Annotated in this window: 25 protein-coding genes; 18 read left to right on the forward strand and 7 right to left on the reverse strand. The window is 74.4% G+C overall.

Annotated features, from left to right (window positions below):
- Positions 1 to 28 precede the first annotated feature (28 nt).
- From AMK31_RS19370 to AMK31_RS19410, 9 genes are read left to right on the forward strand one after another with little or no spacing between them, the layout of a single operon-like run.
- Positions 29 to 640 carry a gas vesicle structural protein GvpA gene (locus tag AMK31_RS19370; protein WP_073941837.1) on the forward strand — a complete coding sequence of 204 codons (612 nt, stop codon included), beginning with the start codon at positions 29 to 31 and terminating at the stop codon, positions 638 to 640.
- Positions 637 to 1,389 (forward strand): GvpL/GvpF family gas vesicle protein, encoded by a 753-nt coding sequence (locus tag AMK31_RS19375; protein WP_073941838.1) that lies wholly within the window; start codon positions 637 to 639, stop codon positions 1,387 to 1,389. The genes AMK31_RS19370 and AMK31_RS19375 overlap by 4 nt, the downstream gene beginning before the upstream one ends.
- A gap of 4 nt (positions 1,390 to 1,393) precedes the next feature.
- A complete protein-coding gene (locus AMK31_RS19380; protein ID WP_079186878.1) occupies positions 1,394 to 1,723 on the forward strand; it encodes a gas vesicle protein GvpG in 330 nt (109 codons plus the stop codon).
- On the forward strand, positions 1,720 to 2,301 hold the full coding sequence (locus AMK31_RS40705) for a hypothetical protein (RefSeq protein WP_073941839.1): 582 nt from the start codon (positions 1,720 to 1,722) through the stop codon (positions 2,299 to 2,301). Before AMK31_RS19380 ends, AMK31_RS40705 begins: the two co-directional genes overlap by 4 nt.
- 6 nt (positions 2,302 to 2,307) lie before the next feature.
- Complete coding sequence (locus tag AMK31_RS19390; protein ID WP_073941840.1) at positions 2,308 to 3,210, forward strand: SRPBCC family protein; 903 nt, start codon at positions 2,308 to 2,310, stop codon at positions 3,208 to 3,210.
- A gap of 18 nt (positions 3,211 to 3,228) precedes the next feature.
- Positions 3,229 to 3,585: a gas vesicle protein gene (locus tag AMK31_RS19395; protein WP_073941841.1), complete on the forward strand. Its 357-nt coding sequence runs from the start codon at positions 3,229 to 3,231 to the stop codon at positions 3,583 to 3,585.
- Positions 3,582 to 4,478: a GvpL/GvpF family gas vesicle protein gene (locus tag AMK31_RS19400; RefSeq protein ID WP_079186879.1), complete on the forward strand. Its 897-nt coding sequence runs from the start codon at positions 3,582 to 3,584 to the stop codon at positions 4,476 to 4,478. The genes AMK31_RS19395 and AMK31_RS19400 overlap by 4 nt, the downstream gene beginning before the upstream one ends.
- Positions 4,475 to 4,723, forward strand: a complete 249-nt coding sequence (locus AMK31_RS19405; RefSeq protein WP_073941842.1) for a gas vesicle protein — start codon at positions 4,475 to 4,477, stop codon at positions 4,721 to 4,723. Before AMK31_RS19400 ends, AMK31_RS19405 begins: the two co-directional genes overlap by 4 nt.
- A complete protein-coding gene (locus AMK31_RS19410; protein ID WP_073941843.1) occupies positions 4,720 to 5,013 on the forward strand; it encodes a gas vesicle protein K in 294 nt (97 codons plus the stop codon). The genes AMK31_RS19405 and AMK31_RS19410 overlap by 4 nt, the downstream gene beginning before the upstream one ends.
- 275 nt (positions 5,014 to 5,288) lie before the next feature.
- On the opposite strand, the gene AMK31_RS19420 is transcribed toward AMK31_RS19410, so the two are convergent.
- Positions 5,289 to 5,990 carry a GntR family transcriptional regulator gene (locus AMK31_RS19420; RefSeq protein ID WP_073941845.1) on the reverse strand — a complete coding sequence of 234 codons (702 nt, stop codon included), beginning with the start codon at positions 5,988 to 5,990 and terminating at the stop codon, positions 5,289 to 5,291.
- A 129-nt stretch (positions 5,991 to 6,119) separates the two neighbouring features.
- Between AMK31_RS19420 and AMK31_RS19425 the strand changes: the two genes are divergently transcribed.
- From AMK31_RS19425 to AMK31_RS19445, 5 genes are read left to right on the forward strand one after another with little or no spacing between them, the layout of a single operon-like run.
- Positions 6,120 to 7,421, forward strand: a complete 1,302-nt coding sequence (locus tag AMK31_RS19425) for an MFS transporter (protein WP_073941846.1) — start codon at positions 6,120 to 6,122, stop codon at positions 7,419 to 7,421.
- A complete protein-coding gene (locus tag AMK31_RS19430) occupies positions 7,418 to 8,269 on the forward strand; it encodes a putative hydro-lyase (protein WP_073941847.1) in 852 nt (283 codons plus the stop codon). Before AMK31_RS19425 ends, AMK31_RS19430 begins: the two co-directional genes overlap by 4 nt.
- Before the next feature lie 38 nt (positions 8,270 to 8,307).
- Positions 8,308 to 9,066, forward strand: a complete 759-nt coding sequence (locus tag AMK31_RS19435) for a LamB/YcsF family protein (RefSeq protein WP_073941848.1) — start codon at positions 8,308 to 8,310, stop codon at positions 9,064 to 9,066.
- A complete protein-coding gene (locus AMK31_RS19440) occupies positions 9,063 to 9,710 on the forward strand; it encodes a 5-oxoprolinase subunit B family protein (RefSeq protein WP_073941849.1) in 648 nt (215 codons plus the stop codon). The genes AMK31_RS19435 and AMK31_RS19440 overlap by 4 nt, the downstream gene beginning before the upstream one ends.
- Complete coding sequence (locus AMK31_RS19445; RefSeq protein WP_073941850.1) at positions 9,707 to 10,576, forward strand: biotin-dependent carboxyltransferase family protein; 870 nt, start codon at positions 9,707 to 9,709, stop codon at positions 10,574 to 10,576. Before AMK31_RS19440 ends, AMK31_RS19445 begins: the two co-directional genes overlap by 4 nt.
- Positions 10,577 to 10,743: 167 nt before the next feature.
- Here AMK31_RS19445 and AMK31_RS19450 read toward each other — a convergent pair whose 3' ends face one another.
- From AMK31_RS19450 to AMK31_RS19470, 5 genes are all read right to left on the reverse strand, one after another.
- Positions 10,744 to 11,592 carry an SGNH/GDSL hydrolase family protein gene (locus AMK31_RS19450; protein WP_073941851.1) on the reverse strand — a complete coding sequence of 283 codons (849 nt, stop codon included), beginning with the start codon at positions 11,590 to 11,592 and terminating at the stop codon, positions 10,744 to 10,746.
- Positions 11,589 to 12,860: a glycosyltransferase gene (locus tag AMK31_RS19455; RefSeq protein WP_079186880.1), complete on the reverse strand. Its 1,272-nt coding sequence runs from the start codon at positions 12,858 to 12,860 to the stop codon at positions 11,589 to 11,591. Before AMK31_RS19455 ends, AMK31_RS19450 begins: the two co-directional genes overlap by 4 nt.
- Positions 12,857 to 13,984 (reverse strand): glycosyltransferase family 4 protein, encoded by a 1,128-nt coding sequence (locus tag AMK31_RS19460; RefSeq protein WP_073941852.1) that lies wholly within the window; start codon positions 13,982 to 13,984, stop codon positions 12,857 to 12,859. The genes AMK31_RS19455 and AMK31_RS19460 overlap by 4 nt, the downstream gene beginning before the upstream one ends.
- Positions 13,985 to 14,208: 224 nt before the next feature.
- The gene (locus tag AMK31_RS19465; RefSeq protein ID WP_073941853.1) at positions 14,209 to 15,627 is read right to left on the reverse strand and encodes a HEAT repeat domain-containing protein; all 1,419 of its coding nucleotides are present in this window, start codon (positions 15,625 to 15,627) and stop codon (positions 14,209 to 14,211) included.
- Between the two features lie 324 nt (positions 15,628 to 15,951).
- Positions 15,952 to 16,344, reverse strand: coding sequence for an ankyrin repeat domain-containing protein (locus AMK31_RS19470; RefSeq protein WP_073941854.1), 393 nt, complete (start codon positions 16,342 to 16,344; stop codon positions 15,952 to 15,954).
- A gap of 261 nt (positions 16,345 to 16,605) precedes the next feature.
- On the opposite strand from AMK31_RS19470, the gene AMK31_RS19475 reads away from it, so the two are divergent.
- Together AMK31_RS19475 and AMK31_RS19480 are read left to right on the forward strand one after the other, a co-directional pair.
- A complete protein-coding gene (locus AMK31_RS19475; RefSeq protein ID WP_073941855.1) occupies positions 16,606 to 16,800 on the forward strand; it encodes a hypothetical protein in 195 nt (64 codons plus the stop codon).
- A gap of 37 nt (positions 16,801 to 16,837) precedes the next feature.
- Positions 16,838 to 18,511 carry an ATP-binding protein gene (locus tag AMK31_RS19480; RefSeq protein WP_073941856.1) on the forward strand — a complete coding sequence of 558 codons (1,674 nt, stop codon included), beginning with the start codon at positions 16,838 to 16,840 and terminating at the stop codon, positions 18,509 to 18,511.
- Between the two features lie 61 nt (positions 18,512 to 18,572).
- Here AMK31_RS19480 and AMK31_RS19485 read toward each other — a convergent pair whose 3' ends face one another.
- Positions 18,573 to 20,078 carry an SCO1417 family MocR-like transcription factor gene (locus AMK31_RS19485; protein WP_073941857.1) on the reverse strand — a complete coding sequence of 502 codons (1,506 nt, stop codon included), beginning with the start codon at positions 20,076 to 20,078 and terminating at the stop codon, positions 18,573 to 18,575.
- A 102-nt stretch (positions 20,079 to 20,180) separates the two neighbouring features.
- Between AMK31_RS19485 and yczE the strand changes: the two genes are divergently transcribed.
- Positions 20,181 to 20,834 carry a membrane protein YczE gene (yczE, locus tag AMK31_RS19490; protein WP_073941858.1) on the forward strand — a complete coding sequence of 218 codons (654 nt, stop codon included), beginning with the start codon at positions 20,181 to 20,183 and terminating at the stop codon, positions 20,832 to 20,834.
- Positions 20,831 to 21,598, forward strand: coding sequence for a glycerophosphodiester phosphodiesterase (locus AMK31_RS19495; protein ID WP_073941859.1), 768 nt, complete (start codon positions 20,831 to 20,833; stop codon positions 21,596 to 21,598). Before yczE ends, AMK31_RS19495 begins: the two co-directional genes overlap by 4 nt.
- Positions 21,599 to 21,630 lie beyond the last annotated feature (32 nt).

Here is a 21,630-nt window from a genome sequence, read left to right on the forward strand (position 1 = left end):
CCTCGCGGCCCGCCCGGAAGGACAGCACATGATCACGTACGAAGAAGAGGTCGTCTGCGCCCCCCGCGCCGGAAACCTCTACGACGTCCTGGATCTCATACTCGACCGCGGGATGGTGATCGACGTCTTCGTCCGCGTCTCCCTCGTCGGCATCGAGATCCTGAAGGTCGACGCCCGGATCGTGGTCGCCAGCGTCGACACCTACCTGCGGTTCGCGGAGGCGTGCAACCGCCTCGACCTGGAGCACGACGCGCGCAGCAAGACCGTGCCGGAGCTGTTCGGCGCGCCGATGGCCAAGTCGCTCGGCAAGGCGGGCGCGAAGCGGGCCGGGCGGACGCTGAGCGACAAGGTGCGCGGCCTGCTCACTCCCCCCGAGGGCCGGGCCGAGGACGAGGACGAATACGAACGCGGGTACGGCGAGTACGGCGACTACGGGGACTACGGGGACGCGCACGAGGACGAGGTGCCGGAGCGGGAGCCCGTGGGCCGTCGCGGCGGCCAGGGGCGGCGGCCGGAGCGTCGGCCCGACCGTCCGCGCCGCAGGCCGCCCGCGGAACGCCCCGCACGCGGTGAGCGCGACCGCCCGGCCCGCCCCCGTCCCCGCCCCCGCCGACGCGCGGAGGAGGAAGAGGAGGAATGACGGTGAGCACTGCCGTCACCACGCTCGGCACCCTGTACGTCTACGGCATCACCCCCGCCGGCGTGGCCGCGCCGCGCACCGCGGGCGTGGCCGGCGCGCCGGTCCGGCTGCTGACCGAGTCCGGGCTGTGCGCGGTGGTCTCCACGCCGCCGGAGCGGCTGCGTCCCCGGCGCCGTGACCTGGCGGCCCATCAGGCGGTGCTGGCGGAACTCGCCGGCCAGGGACCGCTCCTGCCCATGCGGTTCGCGGTGGTCAGCCCCGGCTCCGACGCCCTGCGCGCCCAGCTGCGCCGGGACCGGCGGACCCTGCTCCGCCAGCTGGACGGCGTCCGGGGCTGCGTGGAGATGAACCTCAAGGGCACGGTCGTCCCCGGCTACTTCGCCCAGCTCGTACGCCGCGACGAGCACCTGGGCGCCCTGGCCGCCCGCGCCCGCCGTAGCCCCGACTACCAGACGAACGTACGGCTGGGCGAGGCGCTCGCCCGCGGTGTGCGCGGCGAGGCGCGGCGCGCCGCGCGGCAGGTCCTCGCCCGGCTGGCCCCCCTGGCCCGGCGCACGGCGGCGGGCCAGGTCGACGACGACCAGGTGCTGAGCACGTCGTTCCTGCTGCGCGCCGCGGACGAGCGGCGGTTCCGGGACGCCGTCGCGGACCAGGCCCGCGCCTACGGCGACCGGCTGGCGCTCAGCGTCACCGGGCCCCTGCCGTGCTACAGCTTCGTCGACCCGCGGCCCACCCCGGCGGGGCGGTGACGCGATGGGACTGGTGAGCGGTCTCCTGCTGCTGCCCCTGGCGCCGGTGCGGGGCACCCTGTGGGTCGCCGACCACCTGCTGGCCGAGTCCCGGCGTCAGGCCCACGATCCGCGGCGCGTGCGGGCCCGCCTCGCCGCGCTCAACGAGGCCCTGGACAAGGGCGTCATCGACGAGGCCGCCTTCGAGCGCGAGGAGGAGCGGCTGCTCACCCTGCTGGACGGCCTCCCGGACACCCCCGGCCGCGCTCGGACGAAGCCCGAGCCCCCACAGAGGACTAAGCCCGAACGCCCGCAGAGGACGAAGCCCGAACGCCGACAGAGAAGGCAACCATGAACGAGATGAAGGTGGCCATGGCAGCGGCCGTGGCAGGCGGCTACCTCCTGGGACGGACGAAGAAGGGGAAGCTGGCCCTGGTCGTCGGCTCCTACCTCGCGGGACGGCGCCTCGGTGTCTCCCCCGCCCAGCTGGTCTCCCAGGGCCTGGCGAGGCTCCAGGAGGCCCCGCAGTTCCAGGAGTTGTCGGACCAGGTGCGCGGCGAGCTGATGCAGGCGGGCCGCACGGCGGTCTCCGGCGCGGCCAACCGCCGGCTCACGGGCCTCGCCGACGCCCTCCGGGACCGCACCGACGCCCTCAACGGCGCGCCGGGCTCCGTCGGCGCACGGGGCGGGCGCCGGGACGACGACTACGGGGAGGACGACTACGAGGACTACCCGGAGGACGAGTACGCGGACGACGACGAGTACGACGAGGCGTACGACGACGAGGCCCGTGATCTGAAGCCGCCCGCCCGGACGGCCCCGGCCCGCGAGTCGGCCCCGAAGCCCCCGGCGAAGAAGGCCGCCGCCAAGAAGACCGCGGCCAAGAGGGCTCCTTCGGGCGGCGGCGCCACCCGTTCGCGGCGAGGACGGTGACCCCGGATGGCGACGACGCGGGAACGGGGCGACCGGGCGAGCGGGCACACGGCCCTTCCGCTGGACGACCTCAAGGACGCGCTGAGCGGTTACGTCTCCGCCCTGGGCGGCAGCCTCATGAAGAAGGCGGTGCACGGGGTCGGCAAGCTGGCCACCCGGCTGACGGAGGGCGGCGCGGGCGGCCGGAGCGGCAGCGGAGGCGTCAAGGCCACCCACATCATGGAGGCCGTGGACGTCGGCGTGCCTCTGCGCACCGCCTACGACCAGTGGACCGCCTTCGAGGACTTCAGCGGTTTCACCAAGGGCGTGCGCAGCGTCAGCAAGTCCGACGACGTCGAGTCCACCTGGCACGCCAAGGTCGGTCCCTCCAAGCGCAGTTGGCGGGCGACCGTCCAGGAGCAGGTGCCCGACGAGCGGATCGTGTGGACGTCCGAGGGCGCCAAGGGCACCACCCGCGGCGTCGTCACCTTCCACGAGCTGGCGCCCCGCCTGACCAGGATCGTCGTGGTCGTCGAGTACGACCCGGCGGGCCTCTTCGAGAAGACCGGCAATCTCTGGCGCGCCCAGGGGCGCCGGCTGCGCCTCGACCTGAAGCACTTCGCACGGCACGTCACGCTGCACGCCGACGAGGAGGTGGAGGGCTGGCGCGGCGAGATCCGCGACGGCGAAGTGGTCCGCACGCCCGAGGACGTGCGGGCCGACGAGGAAGGCGACGAAGAAGGCGACGAGTACGAGGCGGACGCCGAGGAGGACAGGGAGGACGAGGAGGCCGGGGAAGAAGACGAGGAAGAAGACGCCGATGAGGACGAGTACGACGACGAGGACGAGGACGGCGACTACGACGAAGAGGACGAATACGACGAGGGCGAAGAGGGCGAGGGCGACAGAGCCCGCCGTACGCGTCGCTGACCACCCGGGGAGCGCGCAGTGACCGACGTGAGCACCTGGCCGCCGGGCGCGGAGACGCAGCAGTACGCACCCGTCACCGGCAACCTCGCCGACCTTCTCGAACGAGTCCTCGACAAAGGCATCGTCATCGCGGGCGACATCAAGATCGATCTGCTCGACATCGAGCTGCTGACCATCCGGCTGCGCCTGTTCATCGCCTCGGTCGACACCGCGCGGAAGGCGGGCATCGACTGGTGGGAGACGGACCCGGCGCTGTCCTCCCGGGCCGCGAGGGACGCGCTCGCGCAGGAGAACGCCCTGCTGCGGGAGCGTCTCGCGGCGCTGGAGGAGGCCGTACGGGAGGCTCTGGACGAGGAGCCGGAGGAGGTCCGATGAACGCCGACGCCACCCTCGTGTGCGCCTTCGCCGTGCTGTCCGCCCGCCCGGCCGGCGCGGAGCCGCACGCCCACCCCGGTCACGACGGGGGCGGACCGCTGCGCGTCCTGCCGGCCGGGGACCTCTTCCTGCTCGTCCAGGACGTACCGGCGGCCGGGTTCGGCGAGGCGGCGCTCGCCCAGCGGCTGGAACGTCCGGACGAGCTGGAGCGCGTCGCCCGCGCGCACCACCGGGCCGTGGAGACGGCCGCGCGGTGGGGTCCTGCCGTACCGCTTCCGCTCGCGACGCTGTACCTCACCGACGACACCGCCGTACGAGCGGTCGTGGAGCGGGAGGCGGAGCTGGCCGCGCTGCTCGACCGGTTGCGAGGCCGTACGGAGTGGGCGGTGAAGGTCCATGCCGCCACGGCCGCCACCACCTCGCCGCCCTCCGACGCAGGCATAAGGCACAACGGCGACGCAGGCATAAGGAACAACGGCACCGAGAACGACGGCACCGGGACCGACCGAGGTGTCGCGGGACGCGCCTACCTGCGCCGGGTCAGCGCGCGGCGCCGCACCCGGCAGGAGGAGCACGAGCAAGCCCTGGCCGAGGCCCGGGCGGTGGACCGGGAGCTGAGGCGGCACGCCGTCGCCGCGACCCGGCACCGGCCGCAGAGCAGCGAGCTGACCGGAAAGGACGCCCCGCAACTACTGAACGGGGCCTACCTCGTCGACGACGCCGACCGGGCGGCCTTCACCGGGGCGCTGGAGCGGCTGACCGCCGCGGGTCGGCTCCGGGGCGTCGAGGTCGTGGCGTCGGGGCCGTGGGTCCCGTACTCCTTCGCGCGCCTGGACGAGCAGCGGCAATGCGCGGAACGGGACCCGGAGCAACAGCGGGAGGTCGGCGCATGACCGTGCCCGACACCCGGGAACCGGGGCGGCCGTTCGTCCCGTGGGACGAGCCGGAGCCCTACGCGCCGGTCGGCGTGCCGCTGGTCGACCTGCTGGACCGGGTGCTGGCGACCGGGGTCGTGGTCAGCGGGGACCTGGTCCTCGCCATCGCCGACGTGCCGCTGGTGCGGATCTCGCTGCACGCCCTGCTGTCGTCGGTCAACGAGCGGGTGCCCGCTCCCTGGCCGGACAGCGGGCCGCTGTGAGCGCGCGGCGGGCCGGGAACGTCGACCTGGACCCGGAGCGGGTGGCGAACGACCTGGCGGCCCTGGTCCTGACGGTGGTCGAGCTGTTGCGGCAGCTCATGGAACGCCAGGCGGTGCGCCGGTTCGACGAGGGCACGCTGAGTGAGGAGCAGGAGGAGCGGCTCGGGACGGCCCTGATGCTGCTCGACCGGCGGATGGACGAGCTGTGTGAGCAGCACGGGCTGAGCCGCAGCGACCTCAACCTCGACCTGGGTCCGCTCGGACCGCTGCTGGCGGACCCCGAGCCGTGAGCCGGCCGGCGGATCCGGCAACCCCGCGTGCGGCGGCGGGACGGGCCCGCCGCTCACCTTCGACGCCCGGACGACCCGGTCCCGGATGATCCGGACGGCTAGGCTCTGTCGTTTGGATCAGCCCAGCTGCGAGGGACGGTGCGTCCTGGCCGGGTCGAGCGGGGTCTGGTGCGTGCAGCTGCAAGGCGGAGGAGGCGGCGCGTCGGCGACTGACGACAACGCGGCAGATGTGCGTGCCAGATCCTGCGACGCCGGGATGATCCAAACGACAGGGCCTAGCCCTGGCCCTCTTCCCCGACCCGCCTCCGGTACACCTCCACCACCCGTTCCAGCGAGTCGTCGAGATAGCCCGCGAGCAGCCGCTCGGCCTTGACGCGGTCGCCTTCCCGCAACGCCTCGAGAATCACGGCGTTGCGCGCGATGTACGGCTCGTGCAGGCGCCGTGGTTCGTCCACGACGTGGAAGGCCAGGCGCAGTTCGGCGAAGACGCTGCGCATCAGCTCGTCGGTGCGCTCGCTGCCGGCGAGGGCGACCAGCTCCCGGTGGAAGTGGATGTTGGCCGTACCCACCGCTTTCCAGTCACCTTCGCGCGCCGCCCGCCGGCCCGCCTCGACGGCCGCGGCGAGCGCGCCGACGTCGTACGGCGGGGCGCCCAGCCCCCGGACGACGGCGCACTCGACGAGCCGGCGGGTGCGGTAGATGTCCTCGACGTCCTCCACGGTCAGCACCCGGACGAAGACCCCCCGGTTCAGTTCGTGGACGAGCAGCCGTTCGTGCGTGAGCAGGCGGAACGCCTCGCGCAGCGTGTTGCGGGAGACGCCGAGCGCCCCGCCGATGCTGTCCTCGGACAGCCGCGTGCCGGGCGGGAAGTACCCGTCGGCGATACGGCTCCTGAGGATGTCCGAGACCCGCTCGGCGGTGCTGGTGCGCCCGAGGAGCGCGCGGTCGTCGGCGAGATCCGTCAGCTGCTCTGCCATGCCCGGAATTCAAGCGCAGCCAACAGGACGAAACAACAGGGGTATTGAAGGATCGTTGAACGATCCTCTACGTTGCTGTGCGTTGGCTCACTTCTGAAGCACCCTCCGTCCTCCCCTTGCGAGGTGCCCATGAGCACGACTCCTCCACCGAAGGCCCTGACCGGCGACACACGCGGCGAAGCGGATCAACACACCGACGACACAGGCCCGTTGGGCTGGCTGCGCGCGCTGGGGCCGCGCGGCCGACGCGCCTTCGCCGGCGCGTTCGGCGGCTATGCCCTGGACTCGTACGACTACTTCACGCTGCCGCTCAGCATGGTCGCGCTGTCGGCGTACTTCGGCCTGGACAGCGGCCAGACCGGCCTGTTCACCACCGTCACCCTCGTCGTGTCCGCGATCGGCGGCGCGCTCGCCGGGGTGCTCGCGGACCGCGTCGGCCGGGTCAAGGCGCTGATGATCACCGTGATCACGTACGCCGTGTTCACCGTGGCCTGCGGCTTCGCCCCCACCTACGAGACGCTGCTGGTCTTCCGGGCGCTGCAGGGCCTCGGGTTCGGCGGCGAGTGGGCGGTCGGCGCCATCCTGGTCGCCGAGTACTCCAGCGCCAGGCACCGCGGCCGCACCCTCGGCGCCGTCCAGAGCTCCTGGGCCGTGGGCTGGGCGCTCGCGGCGATCGTGTACACGCTGGTCTTCTCGGTCCTCGACGACGACCTGGCCTGGCGGGTGATGTTCTGGACCGGCGCGCTGCCCGCGCTGCTGGTCGTGTGGATGCGCCGCCGGGTGCACGACGCGCCCCAGGCCGTCGCCGTACGCGAACACAACCCCGTGAAGGGGTCGTTCACGGCCATCTTCAAACCCGGACTGCTGCGCACCACGCTCTTCGCCGTGCTGCTGTCCACCGGCGTCCAGGGCGGCTACTACACCCTCGCCACCTGGGTGCCGACCTACCTGAAGACGGAACGCGACCTCTCGGTCGTCGGCACCGGCGGCTACCTGGCCTTCCTGATCTCCGGTGCCTTCATCGGCTATCTGACGGGCGGTCACCTCACCGACCGGCTGGGCCGACGGCGCAACATCTGGCTGTTCGCGCTGCTGTCGGCGGTCTGCATCCTGGCGTACGCGAACATCCCGAGCGGCGCCGACTCCCTGCTGCTCGTGCTCGGATTCCCGCTCGGGTTCTGCATGTCGGCGATCTTCAGCGGCTTCGGCTCCTTCCTGAGCGAGCTGTACCCGACGGCGGTGCGCGGCACCGGCCAGGGCTTCACGTACAACACCGGCCGCGCGGTGGGCGCCGTCTTCCCCACGACGGTCGGCTTCCTCGCCGACAGCTGGGGCGTGGGCGGCGCGCTGGTCTTCGGCGCGGTCGGCTACGGCATCGCCGCGCTGGCGCTGCTCGGTCTGCCGGAGACCCGTGGAAAGGAGCTGACGTGACCCGCCCGCGGCACCACTCCCCCGCCGTCACCGCCACCGGGGACCGCCCCCTGACCCTGGTCGACGCCCGCGCGCACGCGTGGACCCCCCGTGAGGCCCGCGCCCGCATCCGCGCGGGGCTGGCCGGCCCCACCGCCGGGGTGGCGGCGGGCCACACCCAGGTGAACCTGATCTCGGTGCCCGCGGACTGGGCGTACGACATGCTGCTGTTCTGCCAGCGCAACCCCAAGCCGTGCCCGGTGCTCGACGTCACCGACGCGGGCTCCTGGACGACGGTGCTCGCCGACGGCGCGGACCTGCGCACCGATCTGCCGCGCTACCGGGTGTGGCGGGACGGCGAGCTGGTCGACGAGCCGACGGACGTCCTCGGCCACTGGCGGGACGACCTGGTGTCGTTCCTGATCGGGTGCAGCTTCACCTTCGAGTGGGCGCTGACCCGGGCGGGTGTCCCGGTCCGCCATGTCGAGCAGGGCCGCAACGTCCCGATGTACGTCACCAGCCGCCCCTGCCGGCCCGCCGGCCGGCTGCACGGCCCCATGGTGGTGTCCATGCGGCCGGTACCGCCGGAGCACCTGGCGGCGGCGATCCGGGAGACCAGTCTGCTCCCGGCCGTGCACGGCGGCCCCGTACACTGCGGCGACCCGTCGGCACTCGGCATCGACGACCTCGGCCGACCCGACTTCGGCGAACCGGTGACGGCCGAGCCGGACGACATCCCGGTGTTCTGGGCCTGCGGTGTGACCCCGCAGGCGGCGGTGACGGCCTCGCGCCCGCCGTTCGCGATCACCCACGCACCGGGCCGGATGTTCCTCACCGACGCCCGCGACGAGCAGTACCGCGTGGGCTGATCCGAGCCCGACCGAGCCTGACCAAGCAAGAGGGGACCATGACCGCGATCGATCTGAACGCCGACCTCGGCGAGGGCTTCGGCCGCTGGCGGCTGACCGACGACGAACAGCTGCTGTCCGTCGTCACCAGCGCCAACGTGGCCTGCGGCTTCCACGCGGGTGACGCGGCCACCATGCGCCGGGTGTGCGAGCTGGCGGCCGGGCGCGGGGTGACGATCGGCGCCCAGGTCTCCTACCGGGACCTCGCCGGGTTCGGGCGCCGCGCGATGGACGTGCCGCCCGCCGAGCTGGCGGCCGAGGTGGCCTACCAGATCGGCGCCCTGGAGGTCTTCGCGCGGGCGGCGGGCGCCCGCGTGGCCTACGTCAAACCGCACGGCGCGCTGTACAACCGCGTGGTGCACGACGAGCAGCAGGCCGGCGCCGTCGTCGAGGGGGTGCTCCTCGCGGACGCCGCGCTGCCCGTGCTGGGACTGCCCGGCTCGCGGCTGCTGGAGCTGGCCGCCAAGGCGGGCCTCCCGGCCGTCACGGAGGCGTTCGCCGACCGCGCGTACACCGAGGAGGGCACGCTGGTGCCGCGCGGGCAGGAAGGTGCCGTGATCACCGACCCGGAGGCCGTCGTGGAGCGGTCTGTGGGCCTCGCCCGGTCCGGGACCGTGACCGCCCGCTCCGGCGTTCCGATCGAGGTCCGCGCGCGGTCCCTGTGCCTGCACGGGGACACGCCCGGCGCGGTGGAACTGGCCCGGCGGGTCCGGCGGCGGCTGGAGTCGGCGGGCGTACGGGTGGAGGCCTTCGCATGAGGGTGCTGCCCGTCGGGGCCACCGCGCTGCTCGTCGAGGTGGCCTCCGGTGAGGAGGCGCAGGCCCTCCACGCGGAGCTGCTGCGCCGCCGCGCGGAGGGCTCGCTGGCGGTGCGGGAGATCGTGCCCGCCGCGCGGACCGTCCTTCTCGACGGGCTGACCGACCCCGGCCGGCTGGCCGCCGAGCTCGCCGCCGCCGACGTACCGCCCGCGCCGCCGCGCCCCGGGGCGGTCGTCGACATCCCGGTGCGCTACGACGGCCCCGACCTGGCCGACGTCGCCGCCCACTGGGGCGTGTCCGCACAGGAGGTGGCCCGCATCCACGCCGGGACCGAGTTCCGGGTCGCCTTCTGCGGGTTCGCCCCCGGCTTCGGCTACCTCACCGGACTGCCGCCGCGCTACGACGTCCCGCGCCGGGCCACGCCGCGCACCGCGGTGCCGGCCGGGGCGGTGGCGCTGGCGGGCCCGTACACCGGCGTCTACCCGAGGTCGTCGCCCGGCGGCTGGCAGCTCATCGGCAGCACGGAGGCGGTGCTGTGGGACCACGCGCGCGTACCGGCCGCGCTGCTCGCACCGGGCACGCGGGTGCGTTTCGTCCCGGCGGGGACGGGTGCGGGGGCGAGGGCGGGGGCGGTGGCGACATGACGGACCGCGCACTCGCCGTCGTACGGGCCGGAGCGCTGACCACCGTCCAGGACCTCGGGCGCCCAGGCCACGCCCACCTCGGCGTGCCGCGCTCCGGGGCGCTGGACGCCCCCGCGGCAGCCCTGGTCAACCGGCTGGTCGGCAATCCGCCGGAGGCGGCCGTCCTGGAGACGACCCTCACCGGCTGCGCTGTCCGGCCGCGCTCGGCCGTCACCGTGGCGGTCGGTGGTGCCCCCTGCGCGGTGACCGTGGACGGCCGGCCCGCCGCCTGGGGCGCCCCCGTACGGGTGCCCGCCGGGGCGCTCCTGGACGTGGGCGCGGCGCGGGCCGGCCTGCGGAGCTACGTCGCCGTCTCCGGGGGCGTGGCCGTCGAACCGGTGCTCGGCAGCCGCTCCACGGACCTGCTGTCGGGGCTGGGCCCGGCGCCGCTCACCGACGGCGCCGTGCTGCCGCTCGGCGCGCCGGGCGAGCCGCACGCGCGCGTGGACGCCGCTCCGCAGCCCGCGCCGCCCTCCGAGCTGGTCCTGCGGGTCACCTTCGGGCCCCGCGACGACTGGTTCACGCCGGAGGCGCTGCGCGCGTTCACGTCCCGTCCCTACCGGGTGTCCGCGGCGAGCAACCGCATCGGGCTGCGCACGGAGGGCCCCGCCCTGGCGCGGGCCCTCACGGGTGAGCTGCCCAGCGAGGGCATGGTGCTGGGCGCGGTCCAGGTGCCCCCGGACGGCCGCCCGGTCGTCTTCCTGGCCGACCACCCGACCACGGGCGGCTACCCGGTGATCGCGGTCGTCCGTCCCACCGACCTCGCGCCGGCAGCCCAGGCGGTCCCCGGCACCCCGGTCCGTTTCGTGGCGGTACGCCGCCGCTGACGGGCCCGGGGCGGCACGGCCGCTGCACGGCGGAACACCGCCACCGACAGGCCCAGGACGACCCGACCGCTCCACGACGGAACACCGCCACCGACAGGCCCAGGACGACCCGACCGCTCCACGACGGCACACCGCCACCCACGGCCCCGGACCCGCCCAGGGCACCCCTACGCCGCGCCCGTCCGTCCCACCACCGGCAGCGCGGCCAGTGCCGTCGACACCGCCTGGGTCGCGCGCAGGTCGAGGCGGGCGCTGGTGCCGCGGGCGTCGTGGTGGAGCTCGTCGGCGGCGAGCCGCAGCAGTTGGGGCAGCAGGTCGGTGCACCGGCGGGCCACCCAGCCGGTGCCCGCGGTGGCCAGCCACCACAGTGCGGCTCCTCGGGTCGGCGCCGGCGAGGCGGGCTCCGGCGAGGGGGCCGGGCCGGTCGCGAGGCCCGCCCCGGCCAGCAGCGCGTGGAAGCGGACCGCCAGCTGCCGGTGGCCCCTCTCTCCGGGGTGCAGCCGGTCCGCGCTCCACATCGCCCGGTCGCCGAGCCAGGCGTCCTCGCAGGCGTGCAGGTGCACGGCGCCGTAGCGCTCGGAGAGGGCGTGGACCACGGTGTTGACCGCCCGCTGGCGCCGGGCGAGGGGGCGGGCGAGCGCCCCGGGCAGCCGCAGCATGGCGCCGGGGTCGGGCAGACAGGCGGTGAGCAGGACCGCGCCCTGCGCGGTGAACGCCGCGTACACCGCGTCGAGCCGCGCGGCGACCGCGTGGATGTCGAAGGTGCGGCGCAGGGTGTCGTTGACCCCGACGACGACGGACACCAGGTCCGGGCGCAGGGCCAGCCCGGCGGGCAGCTGGGTCTCCAGCACGTCCCTGGTCTGCGCCCCGCTGACCGCGAGGTTGGTGAACCGGACCGGCTCGGGGGCGAGGCCGGGGGCGAGCAGCGCGGCCCAGCCGCGCCACCCGCCGGCCACGGGATCGCCCACCCCTTCGGTCAGCGAGTCGCCGAGCGCGACGAACCGCGGGGGTCTCATCCGACGCCCTCCGCGACTCCGGCGGCCTCCGCGACTCCGGCGCCCTCGGCGACTTCGACGCCCTGCCCGACTCCGGCGCCCCGCCCGACTCCGGCGCCCTCCCCGACTCCGGCGCCCTCCTCGGCGAAGGCACCGCTCAAAACCGTCGTGTCGTGCGCGGCGAGGAACGCCTCCACCGCGGTGCCCCAGCCGAAGCACTCCGCACGCGCGCGTGCCGCGTCGCGCCGCTCCCGCACGGGTCGCTCCAGCAGCGCCTCCACGGCGTCCGCGAAGCCCTCCCCGGTGTCCGCCGCTACGGCCCCGGCGGATCCGACGACCTCCGGCAGGGCGGAGGACGCGCTCACCGCGACGGGCGTCCCGCAGGCCATGGCCTCCAGCGCGGCCAGCCCGAACGTCTCCGCGGGCCCGGGCGCCAGGCAGACGTCGGCGCCGGCCTGGAGCGCCCCGAGCAGCCCTCGGTCGAGGACGTGCCCGAGGAAGGTGACCGGCAGCTCCCTTTCACGCGCCCGCTGTTCGAGCCGTCCGCGCAGCGGCCCGTCCCCGGCGACCACGAGCACCGCCCGCCTGCCCCGCCGGCGCAGCTCGGCGAGGGCGTCCAGCGCGGTCCCGGGCCGCTTCTCCACGGACAGCCGGGAGCACATCACCAGCAGTTCCTCGTCCACGCGTGCGTGGCGGCCGCGTATCTCCGGGTCCCGCAGCGAGGGGTGCCGGTGCGTCAGATCGACGCCGAGAGGGGCCCGTACGACGTTGCGGGCCCCGATGCGCACGAACTCCCGCTCGGCGAACTCGGTGGTGCACACGACCTTGGAGTAGGTGTGCGCGGTCCGCGTGTTGAGCGCGTCGGCGGCGCGCCGGGCCGCCCCTTCGGGCAGGCCCCAGGTACGCAGCACCCCGTCGGCGGTCTCGTGGGACACCATCACGGCGGGCACCCGCGCGCGCCGCGCCCACCGGCCGGTCCACCGCAGCGTGGTGCGGTCGGAGACCTCCAGGCGGTCGGGCGCCAGGTCCTCCAGGAGGGCGGCGACGCGGCGTCGGTCGGTAAGGACGCGGTAGCCGCCGGTGCCCGGCAGCAGCGGTCCGGGCAGGGTGATGACCCGGCCCTGCTCGGTGTCCTCGTCGGTGTGCCGTTCGCCGGGCACGATCAGGACAGGTTCGTGGCCGGCCGCCCGGTAGCCCTTGCCAAGTTCGCGCAGCGCGGTGCGCAGGCCGCCGGACGCGGGGGCGACGAAGTTGGCCAGCCGGACGATCCGCAGCGGGGTGCCGGTCATGCCGCCAGCACCGCCTTCCGCGCGGCGAGCACGTCCTCGTAGTGCTCGATGAGCCGGTCCCCGACGGCCGCCCAGGTGCGGTCCTCGACGGTCGCCCGCGCGGCGGCGCCGTACGCGGCGCGCCGCACCGGGTCGGCGGCGAGGGACGCCACGGCGTCCCGTACGGCGTCCGCGTCGCGTGGCGGGACCAGCAGCCCGGTGCGGCCGTGGTCCACCAGGTCGAGCGGGCCGCCGGCGGCGGGCGCGACGACGGGCACCCCGCTGGCCATGGCCTCCTGCACGGTCTGGCAGAAGGTCTCGAAGGGGCCGGTGTGCGCGAAGACGTCGAGCGAGGCGAAGATCCGGGCGAGGTCGTCGCCGGTGCGGCGGCCGAGGAAGGCCGCGCCGGGCAGCGCCTCCTCCAGGCCGGGCCGGCTGGGGCCGTCGCCGACGACAACGACCCGCACGCCGGGCAGCCCGCAGACACCGGCGAGCAGTTCGACCTGCTTCTCGGGGGCGAGCCGCCCGACGTAGCCGACGATCAGCTCGCCGCCGGGGGCGAGTTCGCAGCGCAGCGCCTCGTCCCGGTGGCCGGGCCGGAAGCGCACGGTGTCCACACCGCGCGGCCACAGCTCCACGCGGGGCACGCCGTGTGCCTCCAGGTCGCGCAGGGAGGCGGTGGACGGCGCGAGGGTGCGGTCGGCGGCCGCGTGCACGGAGCGGATGCGCCGCCAGGCGGCGGCCTCGCCGGCGCCCATGTAGGTGCGGGCGTATCCGGCCAGGTCGGTCTGGTAGACGGCCAGGGCGGGGACGCCGAGCCGGGCGGCGGCGGCCATGCCTCGGACGCCGAGCACGAAGGGGCTGGCGAGGTGGACGATGTCCGCGCGGTGGTCGACGAGTGCGGCGGCGAGGCGGCGGCTGGGCAGGGCGACGCGGACCTGGGGGTAGCCCGGGAGCGGGAGGGAGGGGACGTGGACGACGGGGCACGGCGCGAGGGCGTCGGGCCGCTGTCCGGGAGCGGGGGCCGGGGCGACGACGATGGGTGCGTGACCGCGATCGACGAGGTGCCGGGCGGTCTGGAGCGCGCAGTGGGCCACGCCGTTCACATCGGGGGGAAAGGATTCGGTCACGATGACGACACGCATAGGGGTGTTGTCGCCGCGCTGGACGTGGCCGCGTCAACGTGGATCTTTCCGGCCGAGGAACGTCCCATGAGCGTTGGCACCCGCACCCGGGCGGGTCAGACCGCGGCCATGCGGGGCTGACCCCCGGGTCACCCCGTGTTCACACGAGGGGGCGCACCGGCCCTGCCCGGGGTCGGGTGTCGTCCGCCTGGGGTCGTGCCGTCCGGCGCGCGCCGGACCTCGGTTCACACGGCGGGCGCGTCCGGTCCGATGCGGCTGCGTACGGCCGTCTGGACCTCGGCCTCCTCGGCCGGGTCGGCGGCGAGCCGGCGCAGTTGCTCCACGACCCGGGTGTCACCGGTCTCGGCGTGCCGGGCGGCGAGTTCGCGGGTGGTCTCCTCGCAGTCCCACAGGCACTCGACGGCGAATCCGGCGGGGAAGGAGGGGTCGGTGGCGGCGAGCGCGCGGGCGGCGCGGCCGCGGAGGTGGGAGGAGGCGGTCTCCCGGTAGATATGGCGCAGGACCGGGGCCGCGCAGCCGATGCCGAGGCGTCCGGCGCCGTCGACGAGGGTCCACAGGGTCGGCGCGTCGGGGCCCTCGCCCCGGATCGCCTCGCGCAGGGCACCGAGGACCAGGTCGCAGTCCTGGGCTCCGCCCCGGCAGGCGAGCACCCGGCCGGCGGCGGCGCCCAGCTGATCGGGCCGGCGGGCCCAGCCGCGCGCCCGGTCCACGGCGGCGACGCTGCTCATGCGTTCGAAGGCGTCCACGGCGGCGTCCACGACGGCCGGGGAGCCGGTGCTCACGGCGGCCTCGATCAGATCGAGGGCGTCGGGATCGCCGCTGTCGGCGAGGTACCGCAGCGCGGTGCTGCGGGCGCCGTCCGTGCCCTCCTTGGCCGCCTGCACGATCTCGGGCCGGTCCTCGGGGCCGGCGACGGCGACCAGGCAGCGGGCGGCCGGTACATGGAGGGCGGCGCCGCGTTCGAGGCCCTGCTGAGCCCATTCGAACACCGCTCGCACGCTCCAGCCCGGGCGTGGCCCGGTGGGCCGCATCTGCCGCTGCCAGCGGTCGAAGCAGCCGGTCTCCTGGGCGGCGCGCACCCGCGCGGAGATCCATTCGCGGGGGTCCTCGGCCCACAGCCGCCAGGGCCGGGGTTCGAAGGAGTCCCGTACGGCGGCGGCCAGCTCGGCGTCGCCCTCGGGGTCGGCGGGGAAGCGCGCGAGGACGGGGGCGGCGAGGCCGCGCAGGGCGGCGTCGTCGTCGCGCAGGGCGAGTTCGTCCAGGGCCCATGCCCAGTTGGTGCCGTGGGCGGCGTACCTGCGCAGCAGTTCCAGGGCGTCCCGCCTGCCGTAGGAGGCGAGGTGGCCGAGGACGGCCAGGGCGAGCCCGGTGCGCGACTCGTCGCCGTCGAGGATGTCCTCGGGGTCGAAGAGATGCGCCTCGATGGCGTCCAGCTCGCCGTTCAGGTCCAGGTAGAGACGGGCGTAGTAAAGGGAGCGGTTCTCCACCTGCCAGTCGTGGCGGGGGTCGCGGAGCACGCAGTGGTTCAGGGCCGTCAGGGCCTCGTCACGGGGGGCGGTGAGCGCGTGGAGCGTACCGTCGCCGCGGCCCCGCTGGAGCAGGCCGAGCAGCGTACCGCTGGGCGCTATGACCGGATCGAACATGGGAAACAGCCTCACATCAAGCGTCGACGCAACCGGGAAACGTGCACTACCTGGCCGCGTGACAACACGTCGGGGCGCCCGCCGTCTCTAGCTTGCTGTAGACCATCTTCCTCTGCCTCTCGTCGGTGGCCCATGCGGACCGCATCACGGCCCGCGCGGTGCGGCAACACCTGCCCAGCCATCGCGTCCGTGAATCACGACGTCATGATGACTCGGCAGTTCTCGATGCCGCGACCGAAATTTCCGGCGGCCCCGTACCGCCTCCCCCGTGGTCGTTGTCTTCCCTGGTCGGAACGTGCGTTTTACCTGATCAGGCGCTGTGAATCAATCCGCGCCGAACAGCTTCAGCAGCTCGGCCTTGCCGAACATCCGGGCGGTGTCGACGGCTGAGGGCGTGCCGGCGGAAGGGTTGGCTCCGCCTTCCAGCAGTGCCCTGATGACCGCTTCCTCGCCCTTGAAGACCGCCCCGGCGAGCGGTGTCTGGCCTCGGTCGTTGACATGGTCGGCCTCGGCGCCCCGGGCGAGCAGCGCCCGTACGGTCTCGGCGTGGCCGTGATAGGCGGCGAGCATCACCAGGGAGTCGCCGCGGTCGTTCGTGAGGTTGGCCGGAACGCCCGCGTCCACGTACGCCACGAGCGCCTCGGTCTGTCCCTGCCGGGCCAGATCGAAGATCTTCGTCGCCAGCTCCACGACCTCGGGGTCGGGGGCTTCACTCATCGGCCGGACCGCCTCTCACTACAACCGTTCAGGTGAATCGCCAGGGTACTGGCTCCCACGGCACATGACCCGATGTGCCCGAGGTAAAGATCACCACAGACCCGGTCGGGCGCAACCGCGCTGCTCAACCGGCCGAAGACGGCTCGGCCGGCCGGGGGAAATCCACCGAATTTCACCCAGTTGCACCTTTTATCGTATGGATACATCCTGTGAGCCTGGAAGTACTCATGGTGACTGTCCCCACGAACCAGGAGATCTCAAATGATCCTGTCCATCTCAGGCGTGGTCCTGCTCGGCGTCATCGTCTTCCTCTTCTTCCGCAAGGACGGCCTCAAGGCCTCGCACTGCCTGGTCTCCGTCCTGTTCGGCTTCTACCTGGCGAGCACGGCGATCGCCCCCGGCATCAAGGCCGGCGGCGAGAGTCTCGCGAGCCTCCTCGGAGGCCTCAAGTTCTGACGTCCGTCCCGCCCGTACGCACCTTCAGGAGACAGCAGTGGCCCGGCGCCCCCTCCCCCGCATCCTGAGCACAGGCAGCGCGCAGATCGCCCGGAGCCGGGAGCTGGCCCGGACGGCGGCCGACAGCGCCACCGACGTCCTCCATCCGCTGATCACGATCACCCGGGGTCTGCGCCGGCTGGCGGCGGCCGGACGGCGCAGATGGGCCGAGACCCCCAAGGACAGGCGCGGGCCGCTGCTGTTCCTGATGGCCTCGGCGGTCATGGTCGTGGCACTGGTGCCGTACGGACCGCTGCTCGCCGTCATCACCCTGATGGCGGCGGCAGCCTGGCAGGGCCGGGACCGCGGCCCGGACGAGCCCGACGGCCCCGACGAGTCGCAGGCCGAGCGGCTGAAGTCGTTGTACGAGGCGCTCGTCCCGTACTTCTCGACCGCCGAGGACCCCGAACCGCTGTACTCCCACGGCGGCGACTGGGACAAGGCCTTCCCCGGATACGAGTTCGACGGCTCGGGCCGGGTCGCCCACCTGGTGGTCCGCTATCCGGCCTACTTCCCGGACGGCGAGGCGGAGGCCCGCCGCCGCATCGAGTACCTGCTCACCGCGAAGTCGGGCCGCGGCCGGGAGTACCACTTCGCCTGGGACGAGGAGGGCAACCAGCTCGCCGTCACCGCCCTCGCCCCGCTGCCCACCGACATCGCCGCCCAGCGTTTCGTCACCGCCCCCGGCGAGACGGTCCTCGGCTTCACCGACCCCTCCGAGGTCCAGCGCACCCTCCCCCTCACCCACGGCGAGGAGCGGCGCGACGTCCCCCCGGTCGTCTGGCGCACCGGCGTCCGCTCGACCGAGCCGCACCTCCTGGTCGCCGGCCAGCCGGGCACCGGCGCGACCACCCTGTTGCGCTCCATCGCGCTCCAGGCGCTGCAGCACGGTGACGTCCTCATCGTCGACGGCGGCGGCACCGGCGAGTACGCCTGCCTGACCGGACGCGACGGCGTGCTGGCCGTCGAGTGCGGACTGGCCGGCGCGCTGGCCGGCCTGGAGTGGGCGGCGACCGAGACCGAGCGCCGCCTGATCGCCGCGAACGAGGCCCGGCAGGAGGGCAACCCGCCGCCGGAGGACATCAGGCGGCCGCTGTGGCTGCTGCTGGACCGGCCGACGGTACTCACCCACATCGCCGCCGCCGACGGTCACAAGGACCCGCAGTCGCTGCTCCAGGTGCCGCTGCGGCACGGCAGGGCCGCGGGGGTCACGGTGGTCGTCGCCGAGCAGTTCGACAGCCTGGACGCCCTCGGCGACGCCGTACGCCAGCACACCCGCGCGCGCGTCGTCCTCGGCCCGGCCACCGCCGGCCGGCTGGAGTCGTTCCTGGGCGCCCCCGCGCAGACCACGCCGGTCACCCATGTCCCCCCGGGCCGCGGCTACGCCCGTCTCGGCGCGGGTCCGGTGCTGCGCCTCCAGGTCCCGGCGACGCCCGACCCGTACGACGACGCCACCAGCGACGCCCACCGGCAGGCCGTGCTGGAGCTGCTGCCCCCGCGCACGACCCCGGCGGAGGACGTCGAACCGGAGAGCGCGGAGCCGACGGCCGCGGGACCGACGACCGCGGAGCCGACGACCACGGAGCCGGTGAAGGGCACGCAGCCGGAGCCCGCGGTGGAGCAGGTCCCCGATCCGGTACCGGCCAAGGCCGTCGTGGCGGAGAGTTCCTGACGCCCCCCGACCGGAGGCATGCGAAGAGGCGGGTCCGCACCGGCGGGCCCGCCTCTTCGGGTCACGCGACGAAGGTCCGCGGCGCCTCCGCGCCCACCGTTCCCCCGCTCTCCACCAGCCGGGCCGCCGCGGCCAGCCGCACCGCGGCCTCCTCCGCCACCGCGCCGCCCACGGTGAACGGCAGCCGCACATACCCCTCGAACGCCCCGTCGACACCGAAGCGCGGCCCGGACGGCACCCGCACCCCGACCCGCTCGCCCGCCTCGGCGAGCCGCGACCCGGACAGCCCGCCGGCGCGCACCCACAGGGTCAGACCGCCCTTGGGCACCTCGAACTCCCACTCGGGCAGCTCCCGCCGCACCGCGGCGACCAGCGCGTCCCGGTTCTCCCGGGCCTGCCGCCGCCGCAGCTCGACGGCCTGCTGCCAGCCCCCGGTGCTGAACAGCCAGTGCACCGCCAGCTGCTCCAGCACCGGTGTCCCCAGGTCGGCGTAGGCCCGCGCGGCGACCAGGCTGCGGATCACGTCCGGTGCCGCCCGAACCCAGCCGATGCGCATCCCGGCCCAGAAGGCCTTGCTGGCCGATCCGACCGTGATCACCGTGGACCCGGCGGGGTCGAAGGAGCACACCGGCGGCGGCATCGCGCCCTGCATGTCCTCGTCGAGCCACAGCTCGCTCATCGTCTCGTCGGCGACCAGCACGGTCCCGGCCGACCGGGCCGCCTCCACCAGCCGCCGCCGCTGGTGCTCGCCGGCGAGCGCGCCGGTGGGGTTGTGGAAGTCGGCGACGACGTAGGCGATCCGGGGCGCGGCGTCCCGCAGCACCTGCCGCCAGCGGTCCATGTCCCAGCCCGTCAGCCCCTCGGCCATCGCGACGGGCACCAGCCGGGCGCCGGCCTCCCGCATCAGCTGGAGGATGTTGGCGTACGAGGGCGACTCCACGGCGATCCGCTCGCCCCGTCCCGCGAAGAGATGACAGATCGCGTCGATGGCGCCCATCGCACCGGTCGTCACCATGATCTGCTCGGGCATCGTGGAGATGCCCCGCGCGGTGTAGCGCTCGGCGATCATCGCGCGCAGGGCGGGCAGCCCGGCCGGGTAGTCGCCGTGCGTGTGCGCGTACGGGGGCAGTTCCTCCAGAGCGCCTTGCACCGCGCGGGTGAGCCACGGCTCTGGGGCGGGGAGCGCCGCGCAGCCGAGATCGATCATCGAGCCCAGCGCCTCGGGCGGCAGCGGTTCCAGGCCCCGCGCGGGGAGGGGGTTCCCGGCCGGTACGGCGGTCCAGCTGCCGGCGCCGCGCCGGGACTCCAGGAAGCCCTCGCCGCGCAGCGCCTCGTAGGCGGCCGCGACCGTCGTACGGCTCACGGACAGCGCGAGGGCCAGTTCACGCTCGGCGGGCAGCCGGGCGGCGACCGGCACGCGGCCTTCGAGGACCAGCAGCCGGATGCCGTCGGCGAGCGCCCGGTAGGCGGGCGGACGCCTGCTGCCGGGGCCGGCCGGGCGGTCTTGCTGGGACTTGAGCAGCCGGGCAAGCTGTGCGGCACCCACCGCCGAGGTCCACTGCGCCATGGTTACCAGTCCACCTTCCCCGAATTGGCCATGGATGGCGTTTCATCCCAAGCCACAGAGTGTCATGTGTCAGTCCACCATCACCAATCAGGGGGGAACGTCTTGTCCACTCAGGGCCATCTCATACGCCGGCTGGTCCAGCTGTACCTCGGTCTCGCGCTGTACGGCGCGAGCTCCGCCCTCCTGGTGGAGTCGGGACTCGGGCTGGAGCCGTGGAACGTGCTCCACCAGGGCCTGGCCGAGCTCACCGGTCTGACGATCGGCGTGGTGTCGATCGTCGTGGGCGCCGCGGTGCTCCTGCTGTGGATCCCGCTGCGCCAGCGCCCCGGCCTCGGCACCGTCTCCAATGTCTTCGTGGTCGGCATCGCCATGGACGGCGCCCTCGCCGTCGTCCCCGAGGCCGACACCCTCCCCGTACGGGTCCCCCTGATGCTGGCGGGCATCCTCCTCAACGGCGTCGCCACCGGCCTCTACATCGCCGCGCGCTTCGGGCCGGGGCCACGCGACGGGCTGATGACCGGACTGCACCGGCGCACCGGCCGCTCGATCCGGCTGATGCGCACGGCCGTCGAGGTGGCGGTCGTCGTCACCGGCTTCGCGCTGGGCGGCACGATCGGCGTCGGCACACTGCTGTACGCGGTCTCGATCGGCCCGCTCGCCCAGCTCTTCCTGCGCGTGTTCGCCGTCCCGTCGGCATCCGACGGCAGCACGGTCGTTGCCGGCGGGCAACCGCGGCGAGCGATACTGCGTCGGTGAGCACGCGCGTACGCCATCCCTATCTCGACCACCCCGGTCCCATCCCGTTCGCCCACCGCGGCGGGGCGGCCGACGGGCTGGAGAACACCGTGCGGCAGTTCCGCCGCGCGGTCGAGACGGGCTACCGGTACATCGAGACCGATGTACACGCCACGCGGGACGGCAAACTCGTGGCGTTCCACGACGACACGCTGGACCGGGTCACCGACGGCGCCGGCCGGATCGCGGACCTGCCCTGGGCGGAGGTACGGCACGCGCGCGTGGGCGGCAGCGAACCCGTGCCGCTCTTCGAGGAGCTGCTGGAGACGTTCCCCGAGGTGCGCTGGAACGTCGACCTCAAGGCGGAGTCCGCGCTCCACCCGTTCCTCAACCTGGTCGCCCGCGCCGACGCCTGGGACCGGATCTGCGTCGGCTCCTTCTCCGAGGCCCGCGTGGTGCGCGCCCAGCGCCTGGCCGGACCACGCCTGGCGACCTCGTACGGCACCAGGGGCGTGCTCAATCTGCGGCTGCGCTCCTGGGGCGTGCCCGCCACGCTGCGCCGCTCGGCCGTCGCCGCGCAGGTACCGGAGACGCAGTCCGGCATCCAGGTGGTGGACCACCGCTTCGTGCGCACCGCGCACGCGCTCGGGCTCCAGGTGCACGTGTGGACGATCAACGAACCGGAACGGATGCACCGGCTCCTGGACCTGGGGGTCGATGGCATCATGACCGATCACATCGACACACTGCGCGAGGTCATGACGGATCGCGGCGTCTGGGCCTGACGCCCCGGCCCGGCGGACGTCCCGGCCCCGCG

Origin of the sequence: Streptomyces sp. TSRI0107, from assembly GCF_001905845.1 — a bacterium.
Classification (GTDB): Bacteria; Actinomycetota; Actinomycetes; order Streptomycetales; family Streptomycetaceae; genus Streptomyces.